We start from the raw sequence: 12,952 nt of genomic DNA, 5'->3' as shown, positions 1-12,952 counted from the left end.
CACGTGAACTTAGGGACGTCGGCGCGCAATATGCCTCAGAAATAGTGCGACTCGCATAGAACCGGGCCGACATTTTTCCTTCATTTGCGGTTACCTGCGTTCCTATGGTTTTTAATCAGTAACAATGAACGCTTTATCCGCTGCGTATCGTTGGCTTGACGACCAGGGCATGGCTTTTGGTGCGCCTGGGCTTGAACCTCGCTGGACTTCCTCAAAAAAAGACGCTGTCTGTACGGCGTATGCCGCATCCTCACGAGTCTGGTTCACCGTCTCGCACGGAACACTGAATGAGGTCTACTACCCCACCATCGATCGTCCGCAGATTCGCGACATGGAGTTTCTGTTCACCGATGGGGAGACCTTCTTCCACGAAGAGAAGCGTGACTTTGAGTACGACTTCCACTATGTGGATCCGGATGCGCTTGCGGTCCGCGTCGTCGCCACCGACCTGCAGGGCCGATATCGCGTGACGAAGGAGTTTCTCTGCGATCCTCACCACCCGGTGGTGTTGGTCCGCGTGAAGATTGATGGGGAAGAGGACCTGCTGCAGCGGTTGAAGTGTTATGCCCTGCTGGCGCCGCACATTGAAGGTGGTGGTGCGGGAAACTCCGGCCGATCGATTGAAGTTGCTGGCCAGCGTGCCCTGATTGCCTGGAAGAACGGAACTTCGCTGTCGATGGGCGCCTCCTGCGGATTCACGCGTTCGTCCTGCGGTTTTGTGGGCTCGTCAGACGGCTACCAGGATCTGATTCAGAACATGAAGATGGACTGGCAGTTCGGGCAGGCGTTGAACGGCAATATCGCTCTGATGGGCGAAATCGATGTCGCCCGCAACCGTGAGTTCACCCTTGCGATCTCCCTCGGAGAGGGCCATCACGCTGCTCTTGCCGGAATGATGCAATCGCTCTCCACTCCTTACGAGGCGCACATGAAGCGCTTTATCGAGCAGTGGTACCGCGCTCCGGCTCCCGAACACTTGGCAGGAAAGTCCACCGACGGCGGCCGGTTGATGCGCATCAGTCACAACGTTGTGCTGGCGCACGAAGATAAGACCTATACCGGAGCATTCATCGCTTCTGCCTCCATTCCCTGGGGTGCATCGAAGGGTGACGACGACCTGGGCGGCTACCACCTGGTCTGGACGCGCGATATGGTGCAGTCTGCCAGCGCTCTGCTGGCCTGTGGGCGCGTCGATACGGCACGCCGGGCGTTGGTATATCTGGCCTGCTCCCAGCAGCCTGATGGCAGCTTCCCGCAGAACTTCTGGATCGACGGAACACCCTACTGGACCGGCATTCAGTTGGATGAAGTCGCGTTCCCCATCATTCTGGCGTGGCGTTTATGGAAGCTGGGTGGATTGGGTGGCTTCGATGTGTTTCCGTTCGTCGAAAATGCCGCCGCCTTCCTGGTGCACTATGCTCCGGTGACGCAGCAGGAGCGCTGGGAAGAGAACGCCGGATACTCTCCATCGACACTGGCTGCGGTCATCAGCGGCCTTATCTGCGCTGCCGATATCGCACGTGGCCATAAGGCGCCGGAGCTGGCGGAGTTCCTCGAGGTCTACGCCGACTGGATCGAGTCGCATCTGGAAGAGTGGACGACGACGACCAACGGTGTGCTGCATCCGGATGTGAGATATCACTATGTCCGTGTCACTCCTCCCTATCCCGGAGATCCTTTTTACAATCCGGCGATCGGCGATGGACGCCTGAACCTGGCCAATCGCACTCCGGGCGAGCAATACAACTTCGCTGCCAATGAGATTGTGGACGCCGGCTTCCTGGAGCTTGTGCGTTACGGCGTTCGCCGCGCAGATGATCCGTTGATCATCAATTCGCTGAAGGTTATCGACAAGGTATTGCGTATCGATACGCCCTACGGCCCCTGCTGGCGCCGTTACAACCATGATGGCTACGGCCAGCAAAAGGATGGAGGTCCGTTCCTTCACTATGGACAGGGCCGCGCCTGGCCTCTGTTGACTGGTGAACGTGCACACTATGAACTGGCGGCGGGCAAAGACGTGACCCCATTCATTACTGCGCTGGAACGCTTCTCAAGCTTCGGCGGCATGTTGCCCGAGCAGATTTGGGATTACCATGATCTCCCCGAAGAAGGGCTGTTCTTCGGCCGGTCCGCCGGGGCGGCGCAGCCGCTGGTGTGGGCGCACTCGGAATATCTGAAATTGTTGCGATCCACAACGGACGGTCAGGTCTTCGACCGCATCTCATGTGTCGCCGAGCGTTATGCAGCGCCCTGTGAGCAGCGCAAGGGCGGCTGCCAGATTGAGATCTTCAAGATCATCCGTCCGGTGCATACCGTCGGTGCAGGAAAGCGGCTCAGAATTGTGGATCGCGACCAATTCCAGGTGATCTGGACGACAGATGGTTGGACCACTCGTCAGGCTGCCGATTCGAAATCGGCGGGCTATCCGGGTTTCTTCGCTGAGATTGCAACTCAGTCAGGGCAGCAGGGCCACATCGAATTCACCCTCTACTGGCCGCAGCAGCATCGGTGGCTCGGCTATAACTTCACGGTGCAAGTCAGCTGACCACCCAAGGCCAGTCAACGGAACCTGTACACTGGAAGTGATAACGAAAACCCTTACTAACACGAGCGCACTAAGGCTTTTGCCCTGGTGCCCGAGGAATACATGAGCGACCTGGTTCAGAAGTCCATCAATACCCTTCGTCTTCTCGCAGTCGATGCCGTTGAAAAGGCCAAGAGTGGCCATCCCGGTGCTCCGCTGGCGCTTTCGCCGCTGACCTACCTGCTGTACCACGATGTGATGAAGCATAATCCCGCGGACCACAAGTGGATCGATCGTGACCGCTTTGTGCTGTCGAACGGACATGCTTCGGCGCTGCTGTATAGCGTGCTGCATCTCTCCGGGTACGACGTTCCGCTGGATCAGGTGAAGAGCTTCCGTCAGTGGCACTCCATCACGCCAGGTCACCCGGAGTACGGTGAGACCCCCGGCGTTGAAGTCACTACCGGTCCGCTGGGCCAGGGCCTTGCGATGTCCGTCGGTCTGGCGATCGCTGAGAAGCACATGGGTGCTCGTTTCAATCAGCCGGAGATGAAGATCGTCGATCACCACACCTATGTGATGTGCGGTGACGGCGACCTGATGGAAGGTGTCTCGCACGAGGCCGCGTCGCTTGCCGGAACGCTGAAGCTGGGTAAGCTGATCGTCTTCTATGACGACAACCTGATCTCGCTGGACGGACCGACCGAGCTCTCATTCACCGAAGATGTGACCAAGCGTTTTGAGGGCTATCACTGGCAGGTGCTGCACGTTGCCGACGGCAACGATCTGGACGCCTTGCGTAAGGCCATCAAGGAAGCTCAGGCTGAGACTGAGAAGCCGACCCTGGTGCGCGTGCGCACGGTCATCGGCTACGGCAGCCCGCACGCCGGCACCAGCAAGGTGCATGGCGAGGCTCTGGGCGCTGAGAACACCAAGAAGACCAAGGAAGCTCTTGGCTTCCCGCCGGAGGAATCGTTCTACATTCCTGAGTGTGCTGCGGACGACTGGGGCTCCATCAAGCCCAAGGGCGAGAAGATCCAGGAAGAGTGGAACGCTCTCTTCGCCAAGTACAAGGTCGCGCATCCTGACCTGGCCAACGAGTTCGCGCGCACCATCAAGGCAGAGCTGGCTGCTGACTTCGCCAAGGAGATCAAGCCCTTCCCGACCGACAAGCCGGTTGCGACCCGCAACGCCGGCCAGGTTGTGATGCAGGCTCTGTACAAGACGGTTCCGGAGCTGATCGGCGGCGCCGCCGACCTCACCGCCTCCACCAAGACCATCTTCAAGGAATCGACCAACTTCCACATCGACCCGAACGGCCGCAACATCTTCTTCGGCGTTCGCGAGTTCGGCATGGCTGCTGCCGTCAATGGTATGGCTGCTCACGGCGGTCTGATTCCGTTCGGCTCGACCTTCTTCGTCTTCTCCGACTACATGCGGAACGCTATCCGTCTGGCGTCGCTGATGAGCACGCACTCGCTGTTCATCTTCACGCACGACTCGATCGGCCTGGGCGAAGACGGCCCGACCCACCAGCCGGTGGAGCAGCTCATGAGCCTTCGCGCCATTCCGCAGCTCACTGACTTCCGCCCGGCGGACGCCAATGAGACAGCTGAGTGCTGGAAGATCGCCCTGCAGCGCAAGTCGGCAAGCTTCATGGCCCTCTCGCGTCAGGACCTGCCCGTTCTGGACCCTGAGAAGGCCAAGGGCGCCAGCAAGGGTGCGTACGTTCTGGAAGACGCCGCCGATGCACAGATCGTGCTCATCGCGACCGGTTCGGAAGTCTCGCTGGCTCTGAAGGCGCTGCCGGAACTGAAGGCTGCAGGCATCTCGGCGAAGGTTGTCTCCATGCCGAGCTTCCGCCTCTTCGACGAGCAGGACGAGGCCTACAGGGCTAGCGTTCTGCCCTCCAATCTGCCCAAGCTGGCCATCGAGGCCGGCGCCACCATGGGCTGGTACAAGTACCTGGGCGGCAACGGCGCTGTTATCGGTATCGACCGGTTCGGCGCATCGGCCCCGGCGCCAATTGTGTTCGAGAAGTTGGGCTTCAACACCGCAAACATCGTTGAGCACGCAAAGAAGCTCACCGGTAAGTAAAAGAAGGAAGGGAAGGGCCTCCGGGAACGGAGGCCCTTTCGCAAGACAGGCAAACGGGCATTGCCTTCCGGCTGGTTCAGGTTTCTTTGAAGACCGCTGCGACCTCCGCCTGCTCCGGAACACAAACTGCACCGCAAACTCCGCCGTTGTTCGGAACGGTGGACTGGGCCTTCCCAGAGGGTCTCTTTGAACCGTCCTGCTGAGGCGGAGCATCGAACGTAACGATGAACCGCCGGCCGGATAATTCAAAAATGGCCCAATAGTTGTCCAATCGTCGTACTGGTTTTACAGAAAGATATAAAAATAAAGCTACGTTAGGAGTCGAGATGGAAATCGGCCTCATTGGTCTGGGAAAGATGGGTGGCAACATGGCGGAGCGTCTTCGCCTTGCCGGCCATAAGGTAGTTGGATTCGACTTTAACCCACAGGCAACCGCCAAACTGACGGCGACCGGATCGGTCGGCGTGAATTCTCTGGAAGATCTGGTAGCGAACCTGACGACCGGAAAGCGCGCCATCTGGATCATGGTTCCGGCCGGAGATCCGGTGGACGAGACCGTAGCCAAGCTGAAGCCTCTGATGAAGCAGGGCGACATCTTTATCGACGGTGGCAACTCGAACTACAAGGACACCATCCGCAGGCACGATGAGCTGAAGCCGCAGGGCTTCGATTTTGTCGATGTGGGAACCTCGGGCGGCGTCTGGGGTCTGCAGGAAGGCTACTCGCTGATGATCGGCGGCGATGAGGAGCCGGTGAAGTATCTCTCGCCTATCTTTGAGGCGCTCGCTCCGGCTGCGGATAAGGGCTGGGGCCACGTTGGACCTACCGGTTCCGGCCATTTCACCAAGATGGTGCACAACGGCATTGAGTACGGCATGATGCAGGCCTTTGCCGAGGGTTTTGCGATTCTGAAGGCTAAGGAGAGTCTGAATCTCGATCTGGCGCAGATCTCCGAGATCTGGCGTCACGGTTCGGTTGTCCGCTCGTGGCTGCTCGACCTCACCGCAGAGGCGCTGAAGGAGAATCCGAACCTGGAAGGTCTGGCCGCGTACGTTCCGGACTCCGGCGAGGGCCGTTGGACGGTCTTCGAGGCGATCGACCTGAATATCTCCGCTCCGGTGATTACGGAGGCGCTGATTCGCCGTCTGCGTTCCCGTGAGGACAACAACTACACGGACCGCGCGCTCTCCATCATGCGCAATGCATTCGGCGGCCATGCCGTCAAGAAGTCTTAACCTCGTTTAGCCTTGAAGTAGTAAGGAGCTGGTGTAAGCCCATGGCGACTGCCGAAGTAACTGTATCTCCTGCGACCGTGAATGAACAGCGCAACGAGCGCAAGCCTGACCCATGTATCGTGGTCATCTTTGGCGCGTCGGGCGACCTGACCAAACGTAAGCTGCTGCCGGCGCTGTTCCATCTGGAACAGGAAGGTCTTCTGCCGGAGGAGTTTGCGGTGGTGGGTGTTGCCCGCCGCGACCTGTCGGCCACCTTTGCGAAAGACATGCGTGATGGCATCCTCAAGGGCGGAGGTGTGGATGACGACGACCCGAAGCTGAAGGAGTTCGTCGACCGCGTCCACTACTTCACCACAAACTTCGATGACGATCAGGGTTTTCAGAACCTGAACGCCACTCTCTCTGATCTCGATACCAAGTACGGTACCAAGGGCAACCGCCTGTTCTATCTGGCAGTGGCGCCTGAGTACTTCTCTGACATCATTCACCGGCTGGGCAAGCACAAGATGGCCAAGCCGGGGAGCGATGCCTGGGTACGCGTCATCATCGAAAAGCCCTTTGGCCATGACCTGCAGTCGGCGCGCGAGCTGAACGACGAGGTCAACCAGGTGCTGGACGAAGACCAGATCTTCCGTATCGATCACTACCTCGGTAAGGAGACGGTGCAGAACATCCTCGTCTTCCGCTTCGGCAATGGCATCTTCGAGCCGGTGTGGAACCGTACATATATCGACAACGTGCAGATCACCGCAGCGGAGTCGATCGGTATTGAAGGCCGTGGACCGTTCTACGAGAAGGCCGGCGCATCGCGCGACGTTCTGCAGAACCACATGATGGAGGTTCTGAGCTACGTTGCGATGGAGCCGCCTGACTCTTTCGAGGCCTCCACCATCCGTGTCGAGAAGCTGAAGGTATGGCGCGCGATTGAGCAGTTCAAACTCGAGGACACGGTACGCGGACAGTATGGTCCGGGAACCGTCGATGGCCAGCAGGTGATCGGCTATCGCGAGGAAGAGCGCGTCGACCCGAACTCGCAGACGGAGACCTTTGCTGCTCTGAAGCTCCAGATCGAGAACTGGCGCTGGGCGGGCGTTCCGTTCTATATCCGCGCCGGCAAGCGTTTGGCCAAGCGTGAAACCGAGGTGACCATCACCTTCAAGCAGCCGCCGCTGCATATCTTCAAGGGAACGACCAACGACTGCGGCACGCAGGTCACGCCGAACATCCTGACCATGCGTATCCAGCCGGATGAGGGTATCAGCCTGCGTTTCGGCGCCAAGGTTCCGGGACCGACGACCAACATCGCTCCTGTGACCATGAACTTCAAGTACGCCGATGCCTTCGGCAAGTCCACGGCCAACGGCTACGAGCGTCTGCTGCTGGACGCCATGCTGGGCGATGCGACGCTGTTTGCGCACCGCGACGGCGTGGAGGCGACCTGGGCGCTGTTCACTCCTCTGCTCGAGAAGTGGGCCGAGACTCCGGTCTCCGACTTCCCGAACTATGATGCGGGCAGCTGGGGCCCCGAAGCCTCGGACGACCTGCTGGCGCGCGACGGCCGCTGCTGGAAGAGCTGCTAGAGCATTTTTCCTGCAGGTGTAGTGCAGGGCTTGTGCATCTATGGGCGTTTTCCGCAATGAAAACGCCGCTGCACACTCCTCCCGGGATACCCAGCAACAGGAAAAATGCTCCAACCACTGAGTAGAAGGAACTGAATGGCTCGTACGACCCTGGTAACGTTGGATGTCTCGCCGGATGCGGCGGCTGTGGCAAAGAAGGCGGCGGAGCACTTCGCCACAACAGTTAGGCAGGCGGTAGCGGCACGCGGAATGGCGCGTGTCGCTATCTCCGGCGGATCGACTCCGAAACGCATGTTCGCCCTGCTCTCGCAGGAGCCATTTCTAAGCGATCTTCCCTGGGACAAGCTCCATCTGTACTGGGTGGATGAACGCTGCGTGCCACCGTCGGATCCTGAGTCCAACTATGGTGTGACCAAGGAGTTGCTGCTGGATAAGGTCCCGCTGCCGGCTTCTCAGGTCTACCGGATGGAAGGCGAGCTCGAACCTCATGAGGCGTCTTCCCGTTACGAGGCCCTGATCCGCAATACCTTCAAGCTGGAGGGAGCGGAGACTCCGGTCTTCGACCTGGTTCAGCTCGGCATGGGCGACGATGGCCACACCGCATCGTTGTTCCCGCATACGGCAGGTATCGATGAGCTGAGCCGTATTGCCTTCGCTAACCATGTGCCGCAAAAGGACACGTGGCGCATCACGCTCTCGTGGCCGGTGATCATCGCCGCTCGCGAGGTGGTTTTCCTGATCGAGGGTGCCGCCAAGACCGAGGTCCTGGCACGTGTGCTGACCGGTCCGAAGGATCCGGAAACGCTGCCCTCGCAATTGATTCGGCCCGCAAATGGTAAGCTGCTCTTCTTGCTGGATACGGCCGCGGCAGCCAAACTGCCCTCGCCGCATGGCGGCACCATGGAGTGGGTTGGATGATTCTTGCAGGCGACGTCGGCGGTACCAAAGTACACTTAGCACTTTTTGACTTTACGGGCGGGCGCCTGCACATGCTGCGCGAGCACAAGTTCGCCTCGCGCGACTTCACCTCGGTCGAGGATGTCGTGAAGGCCTTCATCGCCCAGGACAACACGGGCGACACGCACGGCATCACCGCAGCGTGCTTCGGCGCTCCAGGCCCGGTAATCGATCAGCGCATGGAGCCCACCAACCTGCCCTGGAAGCTGGATGCGCGCGTCATCTCGCGCACCAGCGATATTCCCCATGTGTTGCTGCTGAACGACCTGGAAGCCAATGGGTACGGTATTCCCGAACTGGAGCCGAAGGACCTGGTCACGCTCTACCAGGGCGATCCATCGGCGGTGGGCAATGCCGGTCTGATCTCCGCCGGTACCGGGCTGGGAGAAGCGTTGCTGGTTTGGAATGGAAAGCGGCATATCCCTGTAGCCAGCGAAGGTGGCCATACCGATTTTGCAGCCCGAACGCCGGATGAGATTGCGCTGCTGCAGCATCTGACAAAGAAGCTGAACGGCCGCGTCAGCTACGAGCGCGTGATCTCAGGGCTGGGACTGATCAACGTTTATCAGTTCTTCCGCGACGTAAAGAAGATGGAAGAGCCTCAGTGGCTAAAGGACCGCATGGCGAAGGAAGATCCAAACTTCGTAATCGCAACCTGCGGCGAAGATGGTTCGAGCGAGCTCTGCGCGGAAACCTTGAACCTGTTCGCGGGTGTCTACGGTGCGGAGGCAGGCAATATCGCGCTGAAGGTTCTGGCGCGCGGCGGTGTGTACCTGGGGGGAGGCATGTCGCCCAAGCTGCTGAAGACCCTGCAGAACGGTACGTTCCGGAAGGCGTTTTTGGACAAGGGACGGCTCTCGCCCCTGCTCGAGACGATCACGGTGCGCGTGATTCTGGATCAGAGCTGTGCGCTCCTGGGAGCAGCGGCCTACGCGGAATCGCGGGCGGCGGAGTTCTCCGGAATGAGCGAGCGGGCTGCTTCGCGGCATCAGTAGCGGCTACTGAATGGCGGATCCCCGATGGGGATCCGTTTTTTCCTTTAAAGTTCGGGCAGAACATCGGATTTCTCCGCTTTGCTGCGAAATGACAAAATTATGGGCTGTTTGATTGCTAGAGGTGCCCTGACTGTTGAAATGGTCCGGCACGTTTTGTTTGTCATCCCGTAGGGATCTGCTTCTTGCTAAACAACGCGACGCTCTAGAATAGGAACCCATGGCGCGCGAGTACGTCTTCTATGTCTATATCCTCGCGAGCCGTTCCCGCACCCTGTACATCGGCATGACGAATGGCATCGTTCGCCGGCAGCGGCAGCATGCCATGAAACAGCCTAGATCCTTTACAAGCCGATATAACGTCTACCGGCTTGTTTACTACGAGCGGCACCAGTACGTACTTAACGCGATCGCGCGGGAGAAGGAACTCAAAACCTGGAGCCGTCAGAGGAAGGTTGAGCTGATTGAGCAGGACAATCCTGCTTGGGAGGACCTGTCGGAGGCGTTTTATAGGAATTACAAAGGGGAACGGATTATGTAAACGCCCTATGCTCCGGATAGGGGTTTGGTAGAGAAGCAGATTTCTCCGCTACGCTGCGAAATGACAAAATTATGGGCTGTTTTGATCGCGGAGGTATCCGTCGCCGAATTGGCCAAGACGCCTTTTTTGTTTGTCATCCCGTAGGGATCTGCTTCTCTACCCAAGCTTTCTCGGGCAAGCCAACTACAATCCTTTTTTGTCATTTCGCAGCGTAGCGGAGAAATCTGCTTCTCTACCCAAAAGCTGGCCCCAAATGAAATACCTTCCCCAAAACGCCAAAACCCGACAAAAAAGCCATTCCAGACTAATAGGCGAGCGAAACCTGCCGATCTTTAGTATCGTCATTTCATTTAACAGATGCGATTTTGGCTTTCCCTCTTTGTTGCAGCACTTTCTTTCATCACCTCTGCACAGGCTCAGCGTCTCCCGTCGAATGCCCGTCCAACGCATTACGGGTTGACCATCACGCCTGACCTGAAGGCAGCGACCTTTGGGGGCGAGGAGAGCATCGATCTCACGCTGGATGCTCCCGCGACAGAGATCACGCTGAATGCTGCGGAGATCACGTTTACGTCCGTACGCGCTGCCGGGCAGGTTGCCGGGGTGTCGCTGGACGACGCGAAAGAACAGGCGACGTTTACCTTCGAGCATGCCCTGCCCGCCGGGCCGGTTACGTTGCAGATCCGGTATACGGGCATCCTCAACGATAAGCTTCGTGGCTTTTATCTTTCGAAGACCCAGCAACGCAGCTATGGCGTGACCCAGTTTGAGCCGACCGATGCGCGGCGTGCCTTTCCCAGCTTCGACGAGCCGGCGATGAAGGCGACTTTCGATATTGAGCTGGTGCTCGACGAGGGCGATACTGCGATCTCGAATACACAGATCGTCAGCGATACTCCGTTCGGCAGCGAGAAGCATCGCGTGAAGTTTGCGACGACGCCAAAAATGTCCACGTACCTGGTGGCGTTTCTGGTTGGCGAGTTTGCCTGCTCTACCGGGAAGGCGGATGGCGTGCCCATCCGCGCCTGCTCCACGCCTGACAAGGTGAAGTACACGAAGTATGCGGTGGATGCGGCTCAATACATCCTGCACTACTACAACCAGTATTTCGGTATTCCGTATCCGATGCCAAAGCTCGACATGATCGCTCTGCCGGACTTCGAGGCAGGCGCCATGGAGAACTTCGGCTGCATCACCTACCGTGAGACCGATCTGTTGGTTGACATCAAGAACGGATCGGTCCCGGCGAAGAAGAATGTCGCCGAGGTGGTAGCACACGAGATGGCGCATCAGTGGTTCGGCGACATGGTAACCATGCAGTGGTGGGACAATTTGTGGCTGAACGAAGGCTTCGCCACGTGGATGGAGAAGAAGCCTCTGGCTGCATGGCATCCGGAGTGGAACATGCAGCAGGAGCGCGCGGCCGAGCTCAACGAAACGCTCAACTACGATTCAGACTCCGCGACCCGGCCTATCCGCGCCACAGCGAATACGCCTGATGAGATCAACGAGATGTTCGATGGCATCGCCTATGGCAAGGCGGGCGCTGTGCTTGCCATGGTGGAGCACTACGTCGGCCCCGAGGTCTTCCGCCAGGGAGTCCATCGTTATCTCGCAGCGCATCTCTATGGCAATGCCACTGCCGAGGACTTCTGGACAGCACAGACCGAGGTGAGTCATCAGCCGGTTGATCGCATCATGGAGAGCTTCATCAGCCAGCGCGGCGTGCCACTACTGCGTTTTACCGACAAGGCAATGGACGCATCGCAGAGCCGCTTCTATCTCTCACCGCTGACAATGCGTGCGTCGCAGACAGAGCAGACGCAGGGTTGGGACGTACCGACGTGCCTCAAGGGTGTCGCCGCCGATCTCTGCCGCGTGATGGAGCCGGATGGCGCGAGTACGACGATCCCGGAGCCGTTCTTTTTCGCGAACTCCGGAGCGACCGGCTACTATCGCGCGACCTATTCGCAGCAGCAGTACAGCACCATCCTGCAGTTGATGGAGACACGCTTCTCTCCGGCAGAGCGGATGTTGTTTCTGGGAGAGCGTGAGGCTTTGATGCGTGCAGGGCTGATCCAGGTGAGTGATTACCTGAACCTGCTGCGCATGGTGAAGAAAGACGACAGCGCGGCGGTTCTGGAGACGGCAGCCGGCGGCCTTTTGGGTGTGGATGCCCGCATCGTCTCGGACGAGGACCGCGCACGGCTGCAGGACTGGATCTGCATGCAGTACCGTCCGGTCTACGATGCGCTGGGGAAGCCATCGAAGCACGACAGCTTTGAGAAACAGAGCCTGCGGGCTACGCTCTTTGGTCTGCTGGGCTTTGCAGGTGACAAAGCGATCATCGCCGAGGCGAACGGCTTCATGGATCAGCTCTTCCGTGGCAAGCTCTCGATCGATCCGGCGATGACCGGTACCGCACTGGCCATCGCAGCGCGTAACGGAGATCCATCGCTTTACGAGAAGATACGGAAGGCCTCGCAGATCGTGAAAGATCCTGGTCTGAAGACCAACTTCCTGCATACGCTGGCTCGGTTCACTAATCCGGCGCTGGTGGAGGCGACGCTGAAGTACGCCATCTCCGGCGAGGTGCGGACGCAGGATAGCTGGGTGCTATTGGCGATTCTGCTCTCGCGTCCTGAGACGCATGCACAGACGTGGGCTTTCATTCAGGAGAACTGGAAGCAGGTGCAGGCGACGCTTACAGAAAGCTCCGGTGCACGCATCGTGTCGGCAGTAGGAAGCTTCTGCACGCAGGATGAGCGCATCCAGGTAGACCGCTTTTTTGCGGAACACAAGGTCGATGCCTCCGAGCGCACGCTGAAGAAATCGCTGGAGTCGATCGACGCCTGCATCGCCCTGAGAAAGAGTCAGCAGGGCGAGTTGGCACGGTGGCTGGGAAGGAACTAATAGTTGAATAGTTCAATGGTTGATTTGTTGAATAGTTGAATGGTGTCTGGGGCTAGCTCAACTGTTTTAGCAACCCTACCTATTCCACTATTCAACCATTCCACTATTCA

Annotated in this window: 8 protein-coding genes; all 8 read left to right on the top strand. The window is 58.6% G+C overall.

What is annotated here, in order from left to right; genetic code table 11:
- Positions 1–124: 124 nt before the first annotated feature.
- The 8 genes from AB4Y89_RS11090 (at position 125) to AB4Y89_RS11055 (ending at position 12,842) form a co-directional block, all read left to right on the top strand.
- Positions 125–2,548, top strand: a complete 2,424-nt coding sequence (locus AB4Y89_RS11090; protein ID WP_442300992.1) for a glycoside hydrolase family 15 protein — start codon at positions 125–127, stop codon at positions 2,546–2,548.
- A 102-nt stretch (positions 2,549–2,650) separates the two neighbouring features.
- Complete coding sequence (gene tkt / locus AB4Y89_RS11085; protein ID WP_442300991.1) at positions 2,651–4,624, top strand: transketolase; 1,974 nt, start codon at positions 2,651–2,653, stop codon at positions 4,622–4,624.
- Positions 4,625–4,950: 326 nt separating this feature from the next.
- A complete protein-coding gene (gene gnd / locus AB4Y89_RS11080) occupies positions 4,951–5,859 on the top strand; it encodes a phosphogluconate dehydrogenase (NAD(+)-dependent, decarboxylating) (protein WP_147646965.1) in 909 nt (302 codons plus the stop codon).
- Positions 5,860–5,900: 41 nt separating this feature from the next.
- A complete protein-coding gene (gene zwf / locus AB4Y89_RS11075; RefSeq protein WP_442300990.1) occupies positions 5,901–7,439 on the top strand; it encodes a glucose-6-phosphate dehydrogenase in 1,539 nt (512 codons plus the stop codon).
- Positions 7,440–7,574: 135 nt separating this feature from the next.
- Entirely contained in the window at positions 7,575–8,357 is a 783-nt protein-coding gene (gene pgl / locus AB4Y89_RS11070; RefSeq protein WP_442300989.1) for a 6-phosphogluconolactonase, read from the top strand.
- Complete coding sequence (gene glk, locus AB4Y89_RS11065) at positions 8,354–9,391, top strand: glucokinase (protein WP_442300988.1); 1,038 nt, start codon at positions 8,354–8,356, stop codon at positions 9,389–9,391. Before pgl ends, glk begins: the two co-directional genes overlap by 4 nt.
- 217 nt (positions 9,392–9,608) lie before the next feature.
- On the top strand, positions 9,609–9,929 hold the full coding sequence (locus AB4Y89_RS11060; RefSeq protein ID WP_442300987.1) for a GIY-YIG nuclease family protein: 321 nt from the start codon (positions 9,609–9,611) through the stop codon (positions 9,927–9,929).
- Between the two features lie 357 nt (positions 9,930–10,286).
- Positions 10,287–12,842, top strand: coding sequence for a M1 family aminopeptidase (locus AB4Y89_RS11055; protein ID WP_442300986.1), 2,556 nt, complete (start codon positions 10,287–10,289; stop codon positions 12,840–12,842).
- Positions 12,843–12,952: the final 110 nt, after the last annotated feature.

It is taken from the genome of Terriglobus sp. 2YAB30_2 (genome assembly GCF_052114765.1).
Classification (GTDB): domain Bacteria; phylum Acidobacteriota; class Terriglobia; order Terriglobales; family Acidobacteriaceae; genus Terriglobus.
Note: the sequence above shows the minus strand (reverse complement) of the source record. Positions and strands in the feature narration are given on the sequence as shown.

What these genes read in the sequence shown, in the direction of transcription:
- glk (WP_442300988.1), top strand. Translation starts at nt 8,354, where the DNA reads ATGATTCTTGCAGGCGACGTCGGCGGTACCAAAGTACACTTAGCACTT.
- gnd (WP_147646965.1), top strand. Translation starts at nt 4,951, where the DNA reads ATGGAAATCGGCCTCATTGGTCTGGGAAAGATGGGTGGCAACATGGCG.
- AB4Y89_RS11055 (WP_442300986.1), top strand. Translation starts at nt 10,287, where the DNA reads ATGCGATTTTGGCTTTCCCTCTTTGTTGCAGCACTTTCTTTCATCACC.
- AB4Y89_RS11060 (WP_442300987.1), top strand. Translation starts at nt 9,609, where the DNA reads ATGGCGCGCGAGTACGTCTTCTATGTCTATATCCTCGCGAGCCGTTCC.
- tkt (WP_442300991.1), top strand. Translation starts at nt 2,651, where the DNA reads ATGAGCGACCTGGTTCAGAAGTCCATCAATACCCTTCGTCTTCTCGCA.
- AB4Y89_RS11090 (WP_442300992.1), top strand. Translation starts at nt 125, where the DNA reads ATGAACGCTTTATCCGCTGCGTATCGTTGGCTTGACGACCAGGGCATG.
- pgl (WP_442300989.1), top strand. Translation starts at nt 7,575, where the DNA reads ATGGCTCGTACGACCCTGGTAACGTTGGATGTCTCGCCGGATGCGGCG.
- zwf (WP_442300990.1), top strand. Translation starts at nt 5,901, where the DNA reads ATGGCGACTGCCGAAGTAACTGTATCTCCTGCGACCGTGAATGAACAG.